12 protein-coding genes are annotated in these 19,608 nt (G+C 67.9%); 7 read left to right on the forward strand and 5 right to left on the reverse strand.

The genetic code is table 11. The features are described from left to right. Positions 1–111: 111 nt before the first annotated feature. The 6 genes from atzF (at position 112) to fumC (ending at position 12,450) form a co-directional block, all read left to right on the forward strand. On the forward strand, positions 112–1,563 hold the full coding sequence (atzF, locus tag HYZ11_05650) for an allophanate hydrolase (GenBank protein MBI3127067.1): 1,452 nt from the start codon (positions 112–114) through the stop codon (positions 1,561–1,563). Positions 1,564–1,683: 120 nt separating this feature from the next. After that, on the forward strand, positions 1,684–2,127 hold the full coding sequence (locus tag HYZ11_05655; GenBank protein ID MBI3127068.1) for a MaoC family dehydratase: 444 nt from the start codon (positions 1,684–1,686) through the stop codon (positions 2,125–2,127). Continuing rightward, complete coding sequence (locus HYZ11_05660; GenBank protein MBI3127069.1) at positions 2,124–2,567, forward strand: MaoC family dehydratase; 444 nt, start codon at positions 2,124–2,126, stop codon at positions 2,565–2,567. Before HYZ11_05655 ends, HYZ11_05660 begins: the two co-directional genes overlap by 4 nt. 188 nt (positions 2,568–2,755) lie before the next feature. Beyond that, complete coding sequence (locus tag HYZ11_05665; protein MBI3127070.1) at positions 2,756–9,595, forward strand: GAF domain-containing protein; 6,840 nt, start codon at positions 2,756–2,758, stop codon at positions 9,593–9,595. Positions 9,596–9,692: 97 nt separating this feature from the next. Then, the gene (locus tag HYZ11_05670; protein ID MBI3127071.1) at positions 9,693–10,724 is read left to right on the forward strand and encodes an alcohol dehydrogenase catalytic domain-containing protein; all 1,032 of its coding nucleotides are present in this window, start codon (positions 9,693–9,695) and stop codon (positions 10,722–10,724) included. Positions 10,725–11,058: 334 nt separating this feature from the next. Then, on the forward strand, positions 11,059–12,450 hold the full coding sequence (fumC, locus tag HYZ11_05675) for a class II fumarate hydratase (protein ID MBI3127072.1): 1,392 nt from the start codon (positions 11,059–11,061) through the stop codon (positions 12,448–12,450). A 95-nt stretch (positions 12,451–12,545) separates the two neighbouring features. On the opposite strand, the gene HYZ11_05680 is transcribed toward fumC, so the two are convergent. Continuing rightward, on the reverse strand, positions 12,546–12,869 hold the full coding sequence (locus tag HYZ11_05680; GenBank protein ID MBI3127073.1) for a helix-turn-helix transcriptional regulator: 324 nt from the start codon (positions 12,867–12,869) through the stop codon (positions 12,546–12,548). Between the two features lie 539 nt (positions 12,870–13,408). Between HYZ11_05680 and HYZ11_05685 the strand changes: the two genes are divergently transcribed. Beyond that, on the forward strand, positions 13,409–13,624 hold the full coding sequence (locus HYZ11_05685) for a hypothetical protein (GenBank protein MBI3127074.1): 216 nt from the start codon (positions 13,409–13,411) through the stop codon (positions 13,622–13,624). A 65-nt stretch (positions 13,625–13,689) separates the two neighbouring features. On the opposite strand, the gene acnA is transcribed toward HYZ11_05685, so the two are convergent. The 4 genes from acnA to HYZ11_05705 form a co-directional block, all read right to left on the reverse strand. Then, the gene (gene acnA, locus HYZ11_05690; protein MBI3127075.1) at positions 13,690–16,455 is read right to left on the reverse strand and encodes an aconitate hydratase AcnA; all 2,766 of its coding nucleotides are present in this window, start codon (positions 16,453–16,455) and stop codon (positions 13,690–13,692) included. A gap of 131 nt (positions 16,456–16,586) precedes the next feature. Continuing rightward, complete coding sequence (locus HYZ11_05695; GenBank protein ID MBI3127076.1) at positions 16,587–17,081, reverse strand: PaaI family thioesterase; 495 nt, start codon at positions 17,079–17,081, stop codon at positions 16,587–16,589. A 4-nt stretch (positions 17,082–17,085) separates the two neighbouring features. Next, a complete protein-coding gene (locus HYZ11_05700; protein ID MBI3127077.1) occupies positions 17,086–17,400 on the reverse strand; it encodes a hypothetical protein in 315 nt (104 codons plus the stop codon). 224 nt (positions 17,401–17,624) lie between these two features. After that, the gene (locus tag HYZ11_05705; protein MBI3127078.1) at positions 17,625–18,413 is read right to left on the reverse strand and encodes a hypothetical protein; all 789 of its coding nucleotides are present in this window, start codon (positions 18,411–18,413) and stop codon (positions 17,625–17,627) included. Between the last annotated feature and the right edge of the window lie 1,195 nt (positions 18,414–19,608).

Below are 19,608 nucleotides of genomic sequence, written 5' to 3' on the forward strand. Positions count from 1 at the left end.
CGGCGGCATCCCCCTCCCCCGCCGGGGGAGGGCCGGGGCGGGGGAAAGAATTCGCGGCGCGGATGTTTTCCCCCCATCCTTCTCCCGCCCCGTACAATGGGACGCCGCCCCATGAGCGCCTGGCCCCCCGAGACGGGCAGCCTCGACTTCTCGACCCTTCGCGCCCATTATGCGGAGGGCTCCCTCTCGCCAGTCGAGGTGGCGCGGGCGGCCCTCGCCCGCATCGCCCGGGGGGACGAGAAGGCCTGGATCAGCCGCGTCCCGGAAGAAGACGTCCTCCGCCGCGCCGGTGAGCTGGAAGCGCTGGCCGCCCGGCAGGGGATGGAGCGCGCCCTGGCGGAGCTCCCCCTCTTTGGCCTCCCCTTCGCCGTCAAGGACAACATCGACATTGCGGGCCTCCCCACCACGGCCGCCTGCCCCGCCTTCGCCTACGCGCCCTCCAAATCCGCGCCCGTGGCCGGGCGCATCCTCGAGGCGGGGGCGGTGCTCCTCGGCAAGACCAACCTCGATCAGTTCGCGACGGGGCTGGTGGGGGTGCGCTCCCCCCATGGGGCGCCGCGCAACCCCTTCGACGCGCGCTACATCCCGGGCGGGTCGAGCTCGGGGTCGGCCGTGGCGGTTTCGGCGGGGCTCGCGAGCTTCGCCCTGGGGACCGACACGGCCGGCTCGGGCCGGGTGCCGGCGGGCTTCACCAACATCGTGGGGCTGAAGCCCACCCGGGGGCTGGTGAGCGCCTCCGGGGTGGTGCCCGCCTGCCGCTCGCTCGACTGCGTCTCCGTCTTCGCTCTGACCGCGCCGGACGCCCTCGGTGTCCTCCGCGTGATGGCCGCCGAGGACCCGGAGGACCCCTACTCGCGCCCGGCCCCGGGGGGATGGCCCTTCCCTGCGGAGCCGCTGGACGGCCTGCGGGTGGGCGTCCCCCGGGCGAATGAGCTGGAGTTCTTCAGCGACGGGGAGGCGGAGCGGCTCTTCTCCTCGGGCCTCGCGAGGCTGGCGGAGCTCGGCCCCCGGCTGACGGAGGCGGATTTCAGGCCCTTCCGGGAGACGGCGGACCTCCTCTACGGCGGCCCCTGGATGGCCGAGCGCCTGGCGGCCGTCGGGGAGTTCATGGACAAAAACCCGGAGGCGCTCCATCCGGTGACCCGCCGGCTCATCGAGGGCGGGCGCCGGTACACCGCCGCGGACGCCTTCCGCGCCATGTACCGGCTGGAGGCGCTGCGGAAGGAGGCGGCGCGGGGGTGGGAGGGGATGGACCTCCTCGCCGTCCCCACCTCGGGGACCATCTACACCATCGCTCAGGTGGAAGCCGACCCCATCGATCTGAACAACAATCTGGGCCGCTACACCAACTTCGTGAACCTGCTTGACCTCGCCGCCATCGCCATCCCGAATGCCCTGGACGCGCGCGGCCTCCCCGCCGGGATCACCCTCGTCGCCCCCGCCTTCCGGGAGGGCCTGCTGTGCGCCCTGGGGGACGCCTTTCACCGCGCCACGGGATTATGTCTGGGGGCGGGCGGGAATCCGGTTCCGCCCGCTTCCGGGAATCCGCCAGGATTTTCGTAGGGGCGATCGGCCGGTCGCCCCTACGGGGCAGGACGCGGCCCCGCTTGCCCTCTTCGCCCGTTTCCGGAACAATCCCCGGACACCCTCACGCGGCGGATCATTCGGCTCGGCGGGACCGGCATGGAAAAGCCCGAGTACGTCTGGGAGAACCTTTCCCCCGGCACGGTGATCGGGGAGCGGGCGATCACCGTCACCCCGGAGATGGTGGCCGCCCACTGCGAGGCGCTGGGGGCGGACCGCCCGTGGTACCGGGGAAATTCTCCCTTCGGCGGCCCCATCGCGCCCCCGATGATCTTCATCAACGATCTCATCGCCATCAATGACGAGAACTTCCGCCGCTTCGGCACCATCCACGCCAAGCTCTCCTGGCGCTTCGGCCGGCCGGCGCGGGTGGGCGAGCGCGTCCACCAGAAGGCCACGGTGAAGGACCGCTACGTCCGGCGCGGGAAGGGCTGGGTGGTGAGCGAGCTGGTGGTGCGCGGGGAGGCGGGGGACGTGATCTGCACCTGCCTCCACACCTCGGTCCTGAGCCTGACGCGGCTCCAAGGGGAGCCGGCGCCGTGAGCGGGGGCCTGCCACGTCCGGAGGCGCTGCGGCCCGGCGACGCCCTGCCGCCCCTCTTCCGCGCGATCGGCCGGGAGGACATGCTGCGGTTCAACCGCTACGTCACTGGCGGCCGGGACACGCGGAACATCCACACGGACGACGAGGTGGCCCGCCGGGCCGGTCTCCCCCGGGCCGTGGCCGCGGGCCGGCATCCGGCGGCCTTCATCGCGGAGCGGATGGCGGACCTGCTCGGCTCGGGCTTCCTGGCCGGAGGGGAGTTCGAGGTGACGTTCGTCAAGCCCATCTTCCCGGGGGACGTGCTCCAGCTGACCGCCAAGGTGCGGGAGAGGGTGGAGGAGGAAGGGAGAGTCCGCCTCGTCTTCGAGGTCGCCCTGCTGAACCAGGACGGCGCGCCCGTCATTGTGGGAACGGCCGACGGAGGTCTGGATTCGGGCTAGTCTCATTTTGGAACAGTCCCCCCGCGTTTTTCTTTTTTTCACGAGGGCACCCCGCCTTTCAAAACCGTTTCTGGCCCCCGAGAGATATAATAAGATTGTCTTTACTCCACATCCGGACGCGGGGGCGCGGAAACCGTCGCGGGCTTGTTCCCGGAGGCCTGGAGGAAGCAGGAAACCCGAGGCCGATCTTGAAAACCTCCCTGAACATCCTGAGGGCGCCGAAACCTTTCCGCTGGCTGGCGGCGGGGGCCGCCCTTTGCATCCTCCTTCTGTGCCTGATCGGCGGCTCCTTCTCCATCTGGCTCATGAAGAACATGCTGGCGGGCAACGAAGCCCGGCATTTCACGGATCATCTGCGCGGAGAGTTCCGGGACCGCATTTCGCCGGAGGACCTGCAGCCGGTCTTTTCCCCGCGCGCCGTCTCGGCGCTGGATGTCCTCTTCCATGGTTCCATGCTCGCCCGGACGGAGAAGCTCAAGCGCCTGCGGCTCTGGAGCACCGAGGGGAGGCTTCTTTGGGATTCCCATCCGGGCGCGGAGGAGGTGGCCCCGCCGGCGGAGGCGCTCGGCGAGGCGCACCGGGAGGGGGTCGCCTTCCGCTTGGATCCGCCGAACACCTTCCTCTCGGCCTTCCAGCCCGCTCCCTCCCCCCTCTATCTTGTGAGCCGGGCGCCCATCGCGGGCCCGGACGCCGAGTCCGCGGGCCATTCCGTCGGATTCGTGCTCGAAACCGTTTCCGAGCCCCTCGTCCTGAAGACGGAGCTGGCCGATTATGAAACCCACGTCTGGCTGGTCAGCGGTTTCCTGGGCCTGCTGGGAACGTCATTCATCCTATGGGGCCTGGCGGTCCTGGGGCGCCTGCACGTCACGGTCACCCGGCAGGCCGCGCAGGGGCTGCTCACCAGCAAGATCACGAAAGTCCTGAGCGCCGACCTCGACCCGGATCGCCTGTTCCGCGACATCCTCCGGGAAATCCGTCACGCCATCCCCTGTGACCGCATCGTCATCGCCGGGGTGGACCCCGCCACGAAAGAGCACCGCATCTGGCACATCGAGCACACGCTCCCCGTCCCCACCCTCTCCGCCGAGGAGGAGCGGGAGACGGGAGAGTGGTATCTGCGGAATGTGTATTCCCCGATGCGGCCGGTCAATTTCCCGGACCTGGAGCGGGTGGATACTTCCTGGAGCCGGCGGCTGCTCAAGGCCGGACTTAAGAGCTCCTTCGTCCTGCCCATCCGCCAGGACGAGGGAAAGGGATTTTACATCCACCTCGGGCTCGCATGGACGAGGAAGGGGGGGGGGGACGCCGAGGGGGCGGAGCTCCTCTCCTCGCTGGCGGGCCACCTCGGTTCGGCCGTGCGCAACGCGGCGCTGTTCCGGATGGCCGAGACGCGCGCCTCCCGGCTGGCCACCCTCAATATCCTCAGCCAGAAGATCACCCAGAACGTGGACCTCCGGGAGACCCTGGACGCCATCGTGAACGCCGCCGCCGAGCTCCTCGGCGCCGACATCTCCCGGGCGTTCCTCCTGGAAGAAGATACGGGCATCCTCATCCCCCATGCCCACGCAGGCCGGATCCCCCCCCCTTCCTCCCCGCCGGGCACGCTGCGGGCCGGAAAAGGCGTCATCGGCCGGGTGGTGGCCTCCGGGAAGCCGATGATCCTGGAGGACGTACAGCAGGCCGCCGAGTGGCAGCTGGAGGATTGGGTCCGGGACCACGGCCTCCACGCCTACATCGCCTACCCCCTGCGCCTCGGGGAGAAGTCGTTCGGGGCCATCTACTGCCTCTCGTCCAGGAGCGGCATTTTCACCCAGGAAGACCTGGGGCTCCTGGGCTCTTTCTCCTTCCAGGCCGCCATCGCCATCGAGAAGGCGCGGCTGTTCGCGGAAACCCGGCAGCGGGCGCTGCGCCTGGAGCTGGCGGGCCAGATCACCAAGGCTCTCGCCTCCACCCTCAGGCCCTCCGAGCTGTTCCGGACGATGATCCGCGAGATCCGGCGGGCCGTCCCCTGCGAGCGCTGCGTCATCGGCTCGTTCAGCCGCGATACCCGCCATATCCACGCCTGGCACTTCGAGTCGGACATCGATCCGCCGTTCCGGGCCGATCCCTTCGACGAGGAGGGGGTGTGGTGGGACAGGGACGTATACGAGATGAAGCGCGTGGTGAACCAGCCCGACATCAGCGTCATCCCGCACGCGCGCGCGCGGCAGATGGCGGAGGCGGGGATAAAAAGCATCATCGCCATGCCCATCCTGCAGGACGGCGAATGCGCCGCCCACATATTACTGAGCAGCACGAGGCCCGCCAACTTCACGCACGACCACGAGCGGCTGCTTCAATCCCTCTCCGACCTCTTCGGCATGGCCATCCGGAACGCCATGCTCTATCAGGCATCGGAGGAGAAGACCTCGCGCCTCGAGATCACCGGCGAGATCGCCAAGGCCCTGGGCTCCTCGCTCGAACCCGAACAGCTTTTCCAGACCATCGTCCGCGAGATCCGCAAGGTGATCCCCTGCGAGCGATGCGTGATCGCCCGCCTGGATCTCGCCGGCGCGACGTACCAGTATTTCCATATCGAGAGCGACATCGAGGTTCCCGAGAGGACGGCCGAGGCCGACCGCATCAGCACCCGATGGTTCCACCGGGAGGTGTACGAAGCAAAGCAGCCAAAGCTTGTTCCGGATCTGTCGAAATGTCTCGATGACGATACGATGAAACCCTGGTCGGAGCGTCTCGTCCGGACCGGATTGCGCAGCTTCCTGGCCATCCCCATCCTGCAAACTGGGAACAGCATCGCCCACGTTGCGATCTCGAGTGTAAGGGCGAACGCCTTCTCCGGCGCCCAGATATCCCTACTCACCTCCATCGCCCAGCATATCGGCTCGGCCATCCGGAACGCCATGCTCTATCAGGCGTCGGAGGAGAAGACCTCGCGCCTCGAGATCACCGGCGAAATCGCCAAGGCCCTGGGCTCCTCGCTCGAACCGGAGGAGACTTTCCGCACCATCACGAGGGAGATCCGCCGCGCCGTCCCCTGCGAGCGCTGCATTATCGCCTCCGTGGAGGCGCGGGGGCCCTTCCCCTCCTACTGGCATACCGACTCCGACATCGATCTCCCGCCTCCCACGCCCGGCGAGGCCGATGCCCTGCGCGCCATCCTCGTCGAGAAGCTGTACGAGCGAAAGGAGCCCTACTACATCCCCGACATCACCGCCGAGGAGGGCCTGCAGGACCGCTTCGTCCAGCTCGGCTTCCGCAGCCAGCTGTTCATCCCCGTCCTCGACGGCTCCGTCTGCATCGCGCACATCGCCCTCACGAGCTTTCAAAAGAACGCATTCTCGCCCGCGCAGCACGAGCTCCTCGCCTCCATCGCGGCCTATGTCGGCCCCGCCATCCGAAACGCCAAGCTCTACCGCACGGCCGGGGAGCGGGCGGCGCGCCTCTCGGTCCTGAACGAGCTGAACCGGAAGATCTCGGAGAACCTCGATCTGGGCGAGGCGCTGAACAGCATCACCCAGGCTGTCGCCACCCTCCTCCACGCCGATTACGCCCGCCTTTTCATGGCGGAGCCGGAGACCAAGGAGCTCGTGCTCCAGGCCGCCGTCGGCGCCATCCCCTGGCCCCCGGGGCTGAGAGCCGTCATCCCGCCCCAGTCGAGCCTGGCGGGCTGGGTGCTCGAAAACGAGAAGCCGGTCCTGATCTCCGATCTCGCGGCGGATTCACGCTGGGAGCCCATGCCCTGGGAGTGGATCCCCGCGGGCTCGGTCCGCTCGGCCATCGCCTACCCGCTCACGCAAAGCGGCCGGCCCGCCGGCGTCATCCTGGCGCTCGCCCAGGCGGCCGGAGCGTTCGCCGAGGAGGACCTGGCCCTGCTGGGCGGCCTGGCGTCCCAGGCCTCCATCGCCGTCGAGAAGGCGGTGCACTTCTCCGCGGCGCGGGAGCGGGCCGTCCGGCTGAGCGTGCTGAACCAGCTCAATCAGAAGATCATCGCCACCCATTCCCTGGACGACATCCTAAACGCCCTCCTCCAGGCGGCCGCCGAGCTCCTGAAGGGGGAGCACACCCACATCTTTCTCTACGACGAGGCGGAGGACCGCCTGAAGCTGCGGGCCACCTACGGCCGGCCGCCGACGCTGGATGGGCAGATTCTCACCCTCCGGCCGGGCGAGGGCATCGGCGGCCGCGTGTTCGCGACCGGCCTTCCGGTCAATATGCGCGACGTGAACGAGGAGCCCAACTGGCTCACGGCCGACTGGTCGCGCGAGACGGGCATCCGCTCCTGCATTTCGCAGCCGCTGAGCCAGCGCGGGCGGAACATCGGCATCATCAACTGCTTTTCGGTGAAGCCGGGTTTCTTCAGCGAGGAGGACGTCAACCTCCTGGGCGCCCTCGCCTCCCAGACCGCCATCGCGATCGAGAAGACGGACCTCCTCAGGCAGGCGCAAGAGCGCGCGGCCCGCCTCGAGCTGGCCGGCGAGATCGCGCGGGCGCTGAGTTCCTCCCTGGAGCCCGAGCACGTCTTCCGCGTCATCGTGAGCGAGATCCGGAAGGCCATCCCCTGCGAGCGGTGCGTCATCGCCCGCCTCGATCCCGGCACCAATGCCTATCTCTACCTGCACGTCGAATCGGACGTCTCCGTCGAGCCGGCGCCGGAGGGGGGCGCGACGCGGGGAACGTGGTTCCACCGCGAGGTCTACCAGACGCTGCGCCCCAAGTTCGTCCCCGACCTGAGCCAAATGCACGACGAGGCCATGACGCCGTGGTCGGACCGGCTCGTGAGCGCGGGCCTGCGGAGCCTCTTGATCGTGCCCATCCTGCAAGACGGGCGCTGCATCGCCCACATCTCCCTCACTTCCACGCGGGCGAACGCCTTCTCGCGGGAGCAAATCGATCTCCTCACCTCGATCGCCCAGCACATCGGCTCGGCGATCCGCAACACCTCCCTCTACCGGACCGCCGAGCAGCGGGCCTCCCGGCTCCTGGTCCTGAACCGCCTCAACCGGCACATCACCGAGAACCTCGCCTTGGACGAGACGCTGGGCAGCATCGTCCACGCCTCCTATGACCTGCTCGGGGCGGACCTGGCGCGCCTGTACCTGGTCGACGAGTCCTCCAACCGCGTAATCCAGCGCGCCGCCTACGGAAACGTCCCGATGGACCGGAACATGCGCCAGTCCTTCCGGACAGGGGAGGGAATCACGGGCAGCGTCGTGGAGACGGGGGAGGCCCTTCTCGTCCCCGACATCCTGAACGATCCCCGCTGGCTTTCGACCGACTGGGCGCGCGCGAACGGCCTCCATTCCTTCATCGTCCAGCCCCTGCGCCAGGGCGCGCGCATCATCGGCGTCCTCAACTGCGTGTCCCGGAAGATCGGCCTCTTCTCGAAACCCGACCTGGAGCTCCTGGGCGCCCTGGCCTCCCAGGCCGCCATCGCCGTGCAGAACGCGCGCCTGCACGACGAGGAGAAGCGCAGCCGCGAGTTCCTGAACAGCGTGGTGGGGGACACGTCCGATCCCATCACCATCACCAACCTGGACCGAACCATACTGCTCTGGAACTCCGGCGCCGAGGCGCTCTACGGGTACACCGAGCCCGAGGCGCTTGGCCGCAAGGTGGACATCATCATTCCTGAAGAGGACATGGCGAGGAACAAGACGATCACCGCCCGAGTGATCGCCGAGAAGCTCCCCTACACCTACGAAACCCAGCGCCTCCGCAAGGACGGCGCGCCCATCCCCGTGAGCATCACCATATCGCCCGTGCAGGACGAGCGGGGAGAGGTGGTGGCCCTGGCCGGAATCCACAAGGACCTCTCCGAGTGGAAGCGGGCCGAGCGCGCGCTGCAGGAGGCGAAGGAGGAGGCCGAGGCCGCCAACCGGGCGAAGAGCGTCTTCCTCTCGAACCTGAACCACGAGCTCCGCTCCCCGCTGAACGTCATCACGGGCCTGAGCGATATCCTCCGCCTGGAGGCCCGGGACGGCGAAACCGCCCAGGTCGCGCAGAAGGTCCGCGAGGCGGGGGAGCACATGCTCAGCCTGATCGAGGACCTGCTGGACCTGGACCGGATATCGACGGGCAAGCTGAGCCTCCAGCTGCGGGACGCCCCCGTCGACTCGCTGGTGCGCTCCGCCGTCGAGGGGCGGATTCCCCAGCTGCCCTGCGGCTTCACCCTGGTGAGCGACCTCCGGTCGGAGGATTACGCGGTCCGCTGCGATCTCACGCGCTTCCATCAGATTCTCGGCAACCTCCTCGACAACGCCGTCAAGTACTCCCCCTCCGGCGGCACCATCACCGTCCGGACCGAGCGGCGCGGGGAGGAGGCGTGGATCTCGGTCCAGGACGAGGGCATCGGCGTCGGTCCGGAGGAGGCCCGCATCATCTTCGAGCGCTTCGCCCAGCTCGAGTCCGGCGGCGCCCACCGGGGCGGCGGACTGGGCATCGGGCTCCACCTGGTGAAGCAGCTCCTCGGCCTCCAGGGCGGCCGCATCTGGGTGGAGGGCGAAAAAGGCTCCGGCAGCATCTTCACGTTTTCCCTTCCGCTGTGCATCCCCGCCCCCCCGGCCGGGGGTGGGGAGAACGGCGAGGCGGGTCCGCCCGCGGCCGAAGCGGACGAGCCCTGGGAAGGCGCCTCGGTGCTCGTGGTCGAGGGCCAGACGCCCTTCCACGGCTACCTCAAGGTGCTCATGCGGAACGCGGCCCGCCTGCTTACGGCCCGGGCCGAGGAGGGGCTCGAGCTGGCGCGCAAGGAGCGGCCCGATCTCATCCTGCTGGACGTGGAGGCCCCGCACGGCGAAGGCCTCCGCCTCCTCCAGCGCCTGAAAAGCCTGCCCGAGACGCGCGGCATTCCCGCCGTCGCCGTCGCCTCGGAGGCCGCCGGGGCCGGAAGCGGGAACGGCTGGGACCTCGCCGACGGCTTCCTCGCCAGACCCATCGATCCGGTGGCCTTCCGCCTCGAGATGGGCCGGGTGTTCGCCGGGCGGAAGAAGGCGGAGAGCGCCCCCCATACCCTCCGCGCCCCGGCGGGATGAGGCCCGCCCCCTCCCGCGTTCCGTCCCCCCCGCGAAATTGATACACTCCGCCGGCGTGATTCCCGCGTCTTCCTAAGTCCCCGATGGAGGCCCGCCCATGAAGGCGATGCTGCTCAAGGAATTCGGAAAGCCCCTCGCGTGGGAGGAGGTGCCGGAGCCCAGGATCACCGGGCCGCGCCAGGTCCTCGTCCAGGCCAAGACGAACGGGCTGTGCGCCACCGACCTCAAGATCTGGGACGGGCTCGTGAAGTCGGCCAAGAAGCCCCTCCTGCTCGGGCACGAGAGCGCGGGGGTCGTCCTGGAGGCGGGCGGCGAGGTGGAGTCCGTCAAGCCGGGCGACCGGGTGGTCATGGTGGCCAAGCAGACCTGCGGCCGGTGCCGCATGTGCCGGGCGGGCCGGGAGGAGATGTGCCTGCAGTCGCCGGGGCGAATGGGCTTCGAGATCGACGGCGGCTTCGGCGAGCTGGTGGCCGTCTCCGAGCGGAACCTCGTCAAGGTGGGCTCCTCCGTCGCCATGGAGGCGGCCTGCCTCATCGGCGGCACCCTCGGCTCTCCCCTTCACGGCATCCGCATGGCGCGGGTCGAGGTCGGCGAGACGGCCGTCGTCTTCGGGCTGGGTGGCCTGGGCATCCACGCCCTCCAGCTCCTGCGCCACCTGGGCGCGAACGTCATCGGGGTGGACGTGAAGGACGAGAAGCTCGAGGCGGCCCGCGGCCTGGGCGCGGCCCACACCATCAACGCGCTGCAGGCCGACCCGGTGAAGGCGGTCATGGACCTCACCGGCGGGGTGGGGGCCGACGTGGCCCTCGAGATCGTGGGGGGCGCCGCCGTGCCTCCCGTCATCGCGCAGTGCATGGAGCTCCTGCGGCCCGGCGGAAGGCTCCTGATCCTGGGCTACCACTACGGCCAGACCGTCCCCATCGATCCAGCCAAGATGGTCTACAAGTGGATCCAGATCATCGCCTCCCACAACCATTCGGTGCGGGACGTGACGGACGCCGCCAGCCTCGTGAACGACGGCCGGGTGAAGGCCGTCATCTCGGGCACCGCCCCCATGCGGGAGGCCAACGAGGCCCTGGGCTCGCTCCGCAAGGGGGACCCGGTCGGGCGCCTCGTTCTGCAGTGGTAGGCGGTCCCAGTCTGTGTAGGGGCGGTGCCTGCCGGGGTGCGCGATGATGAAGGGCAGCGCGGGAAGACGCGACACACACACGATGCGTCGAGGTTTTCCCCTTCCCGCCGGGAGGGGACTAGGGGAGGGAAAGCCGCCGGATGCCTGCTCCCCCACCCCCGGAGGGGGAGTGTAGGGGCGGTTCGCGAACCGCCCCTACAAGGCGCGGCGCCTCCTTTGGCCGAGGCGCCCTCTCCGCCTTCCGGCCCCCCCCGGTCCTGTGCCATACTTCCGCCGCTTGGGAGAGGGCCCTCCCGCTTCAACGCGCCGCGCCCGCGGCCTGAGGACGGAGGCAATGGGAAACCGAATCGAAACCGACAGCATGGGGCAGATCGAGGTCCCCGACGACAGGTACTACGGCGCGCAGACGGCCCGCTCGCTCATCCACTTCAACATCGGCGGCGACCGCTTCCCGCGCGAGATCGTCCGCGCGCTCGGCATCCTCAAGAAGGCCGCCGCCCTCGCCAACGAGGAGATCGGCTCCCTCTCCGCCGACAAGGCCAGGCTCATCGTCCGGGCGGCGGACGAGGTGATCGAGGGCAAGCTCGACGACCACTTCCCGCTCCGCGTGTGGCAGACGGGCAGCGGCACCCAGACGAACATGAACGCCAACGAGGTCATCTCGAACCGCGCCATCGAGCTGGCCGGGGGCAAGATGGGCTCGAAGAAGCCCGTCCATCCCAACGACGACGTGAACAAGGCGCAGTCCTCGAACGACACCTTCCCGACGGCCATGCACATCGCCGCGGCCGAGCAGCTCACGAAGCGCCTCCTGCCCGCCGTGGAGGGCCTGCGGAAGACCCTCGCCGGGAAGGCGGCGGAGTTCGGGAGCATCATCAAGATCGGGCGCACCCACCTCATGGACGCCGTGCCCCTCACCCTGGGGCAGGAATTCTCGGGCTACGCCGCCCAGCTCGGGAGCTGCGATGGCCGCGTCCGCGCCACCCTGGACGGCCTCTTCGACCTGGCGCTCGGGGGGACGGCGGTGGGCACGGGGCTCAACACCCATCCCCGGTTCTCGGAGAAGGCCTGCGCCCACATCGCGAAGATGACGGGCCTCCCCTTCCGCTCCGCGCCCAACAAGTTCGAGGCCCTGGCCGCCCACGACGCCCTGGTGTTCGCCCACGGCGCCCTCAAGACGCTGGCCGCCGCCCTGATGAAGATCGCCAACGACATCCGCTGGCTGGCCTCGGGACCGCGCTCGGGCATCGGGGAGCTGCGCATCCCCGAGAACGAGCCGGGGAGCTCCATCATGCCCGGCAAGGTGAACCCCACCCAGAGCGAGGCGATGACCATGGTCTGCGCCCAGGTGATGGGGAACGACACGGCCGTGAACCTGGGCGGGGCGATGGGGAACTTCGAGCTCAACGTCTTCAAGCCCCTCATCATCTTCAACTTCCTGAACTCGGTGCGGCTCATGGCCGACGCCTGCGACTCCTTCGACGAGCACTGCGCGCGGGGCATCGAGGCGAACCGCGATGTCATCGAGGGCCACCTGAAGCGCTCCCTCATGCTGGTCACGGCGCTCAATCCCCACATCGGCTACGACAACGCGGCCAAGGTGGCCAAGAAGGCCTTCGCCGAGAACATCACGCTGAGGGAGGCCGCCGTGGCGCTGGGCCTCCTCACGGCCGAGAAGTTCGACGAGATCGTGCGGCCCGAGAGGATGATCGGGCCGGAGGGCTGAGAGGCCCTCGGAGCTCCGGCGGAAATGAAAAAGCCCCCCGCGCGGGGGGCTTTTTCGCACCGGGACGACGGGAGAAAGAAATCCCGCGCGCTTTCCTACTTCCGGGCCAGCCGCTCCGCCATCCGGAGCATCATTGCCTGGTCCTTCCTCTCCAGGTTCACCCAGATAGCCCTGAGCCGTTCCCACTGGACGGAATAGGTCTCGCGGCTGGTGTCGAACTGCTCGCCCCGGATGGCCGCCCAGACCTCGGCCTCGGATTTCTCGAGGGCGGCGGCCAAGCGGGCGACCGTGTCCCCGGCGGGGATGTCCCCGAACTTCTCGATCCGGTAGATGGTCCGGGCCGAAATCTGCGCCTTCGCGCCGAGCTTTTCGCGGGAGAGCCCCGCTTCCTTCCGAAGCTTGAAAAGGCCCTGAGGCATCACGGCACCTCCCGCGGCGCGCGAAGGCACCCCCGGCGATTCTCTCCTTGAAACCGCATAATCGCCTCCCGAATCGGGAAAGGCGGACATCTGAACGGCAATATCCCGGCGGGTGCTGCCCGGCCGGGGTGGTGCGGAGAACGGCAAAGAACGGAAAGGCGTCTCGGCAGGCTTTTGTGGATAGCGGACTTTCCGGAAACGGCTCTAGCAGATTGTCTGAGGGGCCCCTCAGTTTCGGCGGAAACCGGGGACCTCCGATGCGGGTTTAGGCCTGGGAGGCCCTGAGTCAACCGCCCCGCTCGACCCCACTCAATATATATGCCGTGCGGCATGATCTCCAGTTTTCTTTTGAGTGAGTGCCGGAGAGTCGACTACACTGTCATATTTTCTCATAATGACGGGGATAATTCTCTTGACAAATTGATACGGATATCTAGACTGTCCGGATGTCCGGACTGTTTAATTTGGTTCGCCCCAAAGGGGCGCCTCCCAAATTCATCATCAATTGAATTCATATTCGCCCTAGGATATTTCCTCTTATGCACCCCATCGCGGTTCAGCGAGCCGTTGAATTCCTGGGCCAGTTCACCAAAACCGCTCGCCCTGATATCTCCCGCCTGGTGGTCGAGATCCAGGACGAGAAGCCCAATCCGGCCTTCACGATATTTTACCGGAACGGCAAGTCCCTGAGCGGCTCTCTTCCCTTGCAGCGGCCCCTGAGCGATTCCCCCGAAGAATCCGGCGAGGGGGGCTGAGCCCCAAAAGCGAGAAGGCCCTCCCGGTTGCCCGGGAGGGCCTTCGGCCGTCCGGCGGGATAAGGCTACTTCCCGCTCTTCTCCAGGAGCTGCCGCAGCACGTACTGAAGGATGCCGCCGTTCTTGTAGTAGAGCACCTCGTTCGGAGTGTCGATGCGGACGAGGGCCTCGAAGGTGACAGGCTTGCCCGAGGCCGGGCGGGCCGTCACCCGGACCGCCTTGGCCTCGCCCCCCTTCAGGCCCTCGATGTCGAAGACCTCCTCGCCGGTGAGACCGAGCTTCTCGGCGTTCTCGCCGGAGCGGAACTGAAGGGGCAGCACGCCCATGCCGATGAGGTTCGAGCGGTGGATGCGTTCGTAGCTCTCGGCGATGGCCGCTTTGATGCCGAGGAGGTGCGGGCCCTTCGCCGCCCAGTCGCGCGAGGAGCCCGTGCCGTATTCCTTCCCGGCGATGACGACGAGCGGCACCCCCGCCTCCTGGTAGCGCATGGAGGCGTCGTAGATGCTCATCACCTCGCCGGCGGGCAGGTAGCGCGTCCAGCCGCCCTCGGTGCCGGGGGCGATCTTGTTGCGCAGGCGCACGTTGGCGAAGGTGCCGCGCACCATCACCTCGTGGTTGCCCCGGCGGGCACCGTAGCTGTTGAAGTCGCGCTGGGTCACGTCGTTCATGACGAGGTACTTACCGGCCGGCCCGTCCGCCCGGATGGAGCCAGCGGGCGAGATGTGGTCGGTGGTGATGCTGTCCCCGAGCAGGGCGAGGACGCGGGCGCCCCGGATGTCGGTCACGGGGTCCGGGTGCCGCTTCATGCCGTCGAAGTACGGGGCCTTGCGGACGTAGGTGGAATACTCCTGCCACTCGAAGAGTTCCCCCTTGGGTGTCGGGATGCCCATCCATCGCAGGTCGCCCTTGAAGACGTCGGAGTAGCTCTTGCGGAACATGTCGGCCTTCACGTTCTGGAGGACGGCGTCGTGGAACTCGCGCTGGCTCGGCCAAATGTCCCGCAGGTAGACGGGCTTGCCGTCCTTGCCCGTCCCGATCGGCTCCTTCGTGAGATCGATGTCCACCCGGCCGGCCAGGGCGTAGGCCACCACGAGGGGCGGCGAGGCGAGGAAGTTCATCTTCACCTCGGCGTGGACGCGGCCCTCGAAGTTGCGGTTGCCCGAGAGGACGGAGGCCACCACGAGGTCGCCCTCCCGCACCGCCTTGGAGATGGCCGGGGGCAGCGGCCCCGAGTTGCCGATGCAGGTGGTGCAGCCGAAGCCGACGAGGTGGAACCCCAGCGCCTCAAGGCAGGGCACGAGGCCCGCCTTCTGCAGGTACTCCATCACCACCTTGGAGCCGGGCGCGAGGCTGGTCTTGACCCAGGGCTTGCGCTGGAGGCCCCGCTCCACCGCCTTCTTGGCCACGAGCCCCGCCCCGAGCATGACGGAGGGGTTCGAGGTGTTGGTGCAGCTCGTGATGGCGGCGATGACCACCGCCCCGTGGAAGAGGGTGTGCCTGCGCCCGTCGATCTCCACCTGGACCGAGGAGGGCGCCGTCTGGACGCCGCCGACGGCCGCGCCCGCCCCGCCCTCGTCCACCATGCGGCTGTGATTGTCGTCGTGCCAGACGCGCAGGGGGCCGCTCCGCTCGGCCATCATGGAGTCGAGCGAGGCCTGGTAGACGGACTTCACGTCGCCGAGGGAGATGCGGTCCTGCGGGCGCTTGGGGCCCGCCAGGCTGGGCTCGACGGTCGAGAGGTCGAGCTCGAGGGTGTCGGTGTAGACGGCCTCGGGCATCGTCTCGTCGCGGAACATGCCCTGCGCGCGGGCGTAGGCCTCGACCAGCTCGATGACCTCGCGGGGCCGGCCGGTGAGCTCCAGATAGCGCAGCGTCTCCCGGTCGATGGGGAAGATGCCGCACGTCGCGCCGTACTCGGGGCTCATGTTGCTGAGGGTGGCCCGGTCGGCGAGGGGCAGATCGGCGAGGCCGGGGCCGTAGTACTCGACGAACTTGGCCACCACGCCCTTCTTGCGGAGCATCTGCGTGGCGGTGAGGACGAGGTCGGTGGCCGTCGCGCCCTCGGGGAGCTTGCCCGTCAGCCGGAAGCCGATCACCTCCGGAATGAGCATGGAGTAGGGCTGGCCCAGCATGGCCGCCTCGGCCTCGATGCCGCCCACGCCCCAACCCAGGACGCCCAGGCCGTTGATCATAGTGGTGTGGGAGTCGGTGCCGACGAGGGTGTCGGGGAAGGCCAGGGTGGCCCCGTCCTTTCGGGCGGTGCCGACGACCGTGGCCAAGTACTCAAGGTTCACTTGATGGATGATGCCGGTGGCCGGCGGCACCACGCGGAAGTTGTCGAAGGCCTGCTGCGCCCAGCGCAGGAAGGAATAGCGCTCGGTGTTGCGCTGGAACTCCACCTCGGCGTTCTTCTCGAACGCGCCGGGCGAGGCGAACTCGTCCACCTGCACGGAGTGGTCGATCACCAGGTCCACCGGCTGGAGGGGGTTGATGAGCTTCGGGTTTCCCCCCATGGCCTTCATGGCGTCGCGCATGACGGCCAGGTCCACCACGGCGGGGACGCCGGTGAAGTCCTGGAGGAGAACCCGGCTGGGCATGAAGCCGATCTCGTGCACGGGCGGGTTCTTCGGGTTCCACGAGGCGACGGCCTCGATGTCCGCGGCGGTGACGGACTTGCCGTCCTCGTTGCGGAGGAGGTTCTCGAGGAGGATCTTGAGGGAGAAGGGCAGGCGGGCGAGGTCGCCCTTGTCCTTCAGGGCGTCGAGACGCCAAATCGTGTAGGTCCGGCTGCCCACCTTGAGCTCGGACCGGGCGTTGAAGCTGTTGGCCATGAATGCTCCCCACGCGCAAAGGTAACGGGGGGCCGGGCCGCGGCGATCCTGCGCCGCCGGCCGGATGCCCCCGGCTCAGGTTCCGGAAAAACCACGATATCACAGGGTGGGGCGGGGGGCGACGCCTGCCCTCAGCCCGGGAAGCCCTCGGGGCCCCCTTCGAGGACGATGTAGGTGCCGGTGGCGTGGGCGCGCAGGCGGCCGCCCGCCTCGTCCACCGCCCTCATCTGCCAGACCGTCGTGCGGCGCCCCCGGTGCAGCATGGCGCCCTCGGAGAGGAGGGCGCCCTGGCCCTGGGTGCCGATGTAGTTGATCTTCAATTCGAGGGTCAGCAGCCGGTAGCCGCGCGGATAGCTCAGGTGGGCGCCCACGCCCCCCGTGACGTCCAGGAGGGTGGCGATGGCCCCGCCGTGGACCGAGCCCCAGGGCTGGAGGATCTCCGGCCGCACCGGCAGCCTCAGCCGGGAGAAGCCCTCCCCTCCGTCGAGGAACTCCAGCCCCACCAGGCCGTTGAAGTTCTCCTTCCAGCGGTTCTTGATGAGCGCCTGGAGCTCGTCCTTCGAGAGGGTCTGGGCCCCCGCCGGCCCCCTCTCCCGCTCCCCCGGATTTCCCCCGCCCTGCACCACGGGCCTAGCCGAAGATCTGGGTGGGCACCCGGCCCCACTCGGCCGGGTCGGAGACGATGGCGCCGTCTTTCTCCTCGAAGGTGAAGAAGAGTATCTCGGTCTCCGTCTTCTTCCCCTTCTTCTCCACCCGCCGCACGCTCACCGTGGGGATGTGGATTCCCTTCTCGAAGTTCTTGGCGTGGCTGAAGATGACGTTGGCCTTCGCCTTGGCCGCGCAGGCCTCGAGCTGCTTGCGGCTGGTCCTCACCTTGCCATCCGGCTGCGTCTCCGCGCCGAAATTCTCGGTCAGCTCCACCAGGAAGCGTTCGGGCTCCAGCATGGGAAACGTTCTCCTCGCGCATCAGGAAGGAAGAATGAGCTCGCGGCGGCGGAGTGTAGCACCGCCTCCCCCCGGCAGCCAGCCCGGAAGGCGGCCGGCGCAAGCCAAACGGGTGGTTCACTCCGGGGAGCCAGTTCTTTCCCCTCTCCCAGAGGGAGAGGGGGACAAAACCCGGCGAAGACCCGCCGAGGAACGATGCCGCAGTGAACAGCCTGTTTGGACACCTACCAGTCCCAGAAGAGGGTGTAGGCGCGGCCGGTGACGGGCCGCTCTTCCTCCCAGAGCAGGGATATCTGGCCCGTCTGGGACAGGGTGCGGGGGAACACCCGCCGCTTGTTGAAGCTGTTGGAGGCGCCCTCGGATTCCTCCCGCCTCGCCCCGACCAGCCGCCGGCCGGGCGGGAGGATCACTTCCAGGCGGAACACCTCGGTCGGGTACTCCACCACGAGGGTCACCCATTCGTTCCGGCCGGTGAAGGCGTTGTGAAGGCGGATCTCGTGGCGCAACTCGAACACGTCGCCGTTGTGGACCGGCTCGGGCATCATGAGGAAGGCGGAGAAGTCCGCGCCCGCGCCCTTGTCGATATGGTACTCGACAGGAGTCCAGGGAGGCTCCTCCCTGTTGTCGTTGGGAAAAATCCGGTAGGCGTAGCGGACCTCACGCTCGCCCGTGCCGGTGTGGTAGCGGGTGCGGACCTGGGCGAGCTCCTGCAGGGCGAGGCAGCGCCGCACGCTCACCATGTCGGCGGCGCGGCCGTGAATGTCCTGGACGGTGTAGCAGCGCGAATGATGGAGGACGCGGTAGTCGTAGGTCCTCATCTCGGCCGCCGCGGGGGCCGGGCCGGGAGGCTCCTCTTCTTCCTCGATGTTCTCCAAGCGGGTCTCAAGCCGGGCCAGGCGGTCCCCCAGCGACTTCTGCTGTTCCAGCACCTGGCCGAGCCCCTCGGAGAGCCGGCCCAGCAGGGCCTCGAGGGCGTTGCCGCCTTCTTTCTTTTCCTTTTCTGGCTCAGCCATGGCCGCCTTCCTGGTTTCACCCATCCATTGCCCGAAGGGCGATTATGGCAAGCCCTCCAGAAAATGTGTAATCCCCCCTCGAAGGCCGTGCGCCGGCAAGAGGCTCGGCTCTCGATTGGGGCTTGTTTCTGGCGCCAGCCGGGTTTATCGGTGGAGAAGAAACTCGCGCCCGCCAGCTTAGTCCCAACGCAGCCTTCGCGCAATCTTCGTCCGATAACAAAGAGTTGACAGGACACTCCCATCGAGGCTACAAATGAGGCACTGAAAATAAATGAAAGGAACACCAGTTCCGTTCGTGGCGGTTCAAGCAGCGGGAAAGGCATCTCGCCTGAGGGCTTTTCCCTTTTATGGCCGTTGATTGCAGGCGGTTCGTTTATACGGGGCCAGACTTTTCTTCCTGAGTTTGGACCCCGGATGGCACCCAAGGGGAGGCGGGCCTGCCCGCTTTCCCGCGAATGGGAGAGCCACCCGGGGCCGCACCCCCTGCGGCTCTCCCCTTCGCCTCAATGTTCCGTCCTGTCCTCCTATAGAAATCCTCCCCTCCGGAGGCGGGACGGATTGGGGCAGCCGGGCGACCGGCTTCTCCACGAAGGGGAAGGCCACGCGGGGCCGCACACCCTCATGGCCTTCCCCTTCTCTGCCTCACCAATGACGGCCCCGCATGGGGGCGCGTGAGATCCACGAGAAACGGTGCCCCTTCCAGGGGCCCCGTTTCATCTTCCTCCCCGTAATTTGGTGGTGGCAGTTTGGAATTACCCGCTACCGGGATTTTCACTTACATTTCGCCAGTGATAACTTTTTTCGTTGACACGTAAACCCGATCTGAACTACTTATTTCCCTAGACTTTCAGAATTAAAAGAGATGAAAGCCCTGGGGGAGGGCTCCTGTCGGGGCTTTGAAAATAAAATGAGGGAAGGGCCGTGCGGGCCTTTTGAAACCTGACCCGCAGCGGCCTTTTTTTTGAGGTGCGCCCGGTGAGGCGCAACACCCAAGCGGAGGCCAGGCCCCCCAGGGGCGGCCACCAGGAAGCTCGGAGCCGGGAAAAACGGGAAGGGCCGTGCGGGCCTTTGAAAGCTGACCCGCAGCGGCCTTTCTTTTTTGAAGTGCGTCCAGCGAGGCGCGGACATTCAGGCGGGAGGCCAGGCCCCCCCGAGGGGCGGCTTTCAGAAGCTCGGAGCCGGGAAAAACGGGGAA

The sequence above is a fragment of the Candidatus Tectomicrobia bacterium genome (assembly GCA_016192135.1).
Classification (GTDB): Bacteria; UBA8248; UBA8248; order UBA8248; family UBA8248; genus 2-12-FULL-69-37.

Bases quoted from the DNA above. Each gene is read 5' to 3' on its own strand.
- atzF (MBI3127067.1), top strand. From the start codon at position 112: ATGAGCGCCTGGCCCCCCGAGACGGGCAGCCTCGACTTCTCGACCCTT.
- HYZ11_05655 (MBI3127068.1), top strand. From the start codon at position 1,684: ATGGAAAAGCCCGAGTACGTCTGGGAGAACCTTTCCCCCGGCACGGTG.
- HYZ11_05670 (MBI3127071.1), top strand. From the start codon at position 9,693: ATGAAGGCGATGCTGCTCAAGGAATTCGGAAAGCCCCTCGCGTGGGAG.
- fumC (MBI3127072.1), top strand. From the start codon at position 11,059: ATGGGAAACCGAATCGAAACCGACAGCATGGGGCAGATCGAGGTCCCC.
- HYZ11_05680 (MBI3127073.1), bottom strand. From the start codon at position 12,869: ATGCCTCAGGGCCTTTTCAAGCTTCGGAAGGAAGCGGGGCTCTCCCGC.
- HYZ11_05685 (MBI3127074.1), top strand. From the start codon at position 13,409: ATGCACCCCATCGCGGTTCAGCGAGCCGTTGAATTCCTGGGCCAGTTC.
- acnA (MBI3127075.1), bottom strand. From the start codon at position 16,455: ATGGCCAACAGCTTCAACGCCCGGTCCGAGCTCAAGGTGGGCAGCCGG.
- HYZ11_05700 (MBI3127077.1), bottom strand. From the start codon at position 17,400: ATGCTGGAGCCCGAACGCTTCCTGGTGGAGCTGACCGAGAATTTCGGC.
- HYZ11_05705 (MBI3127078.1), bottom strand. From the start codon at position 18,413: ATGGCTGAGCCAGAAAAGGAAAAGAAAGAAGGCGGCAACGCCCTCGAG.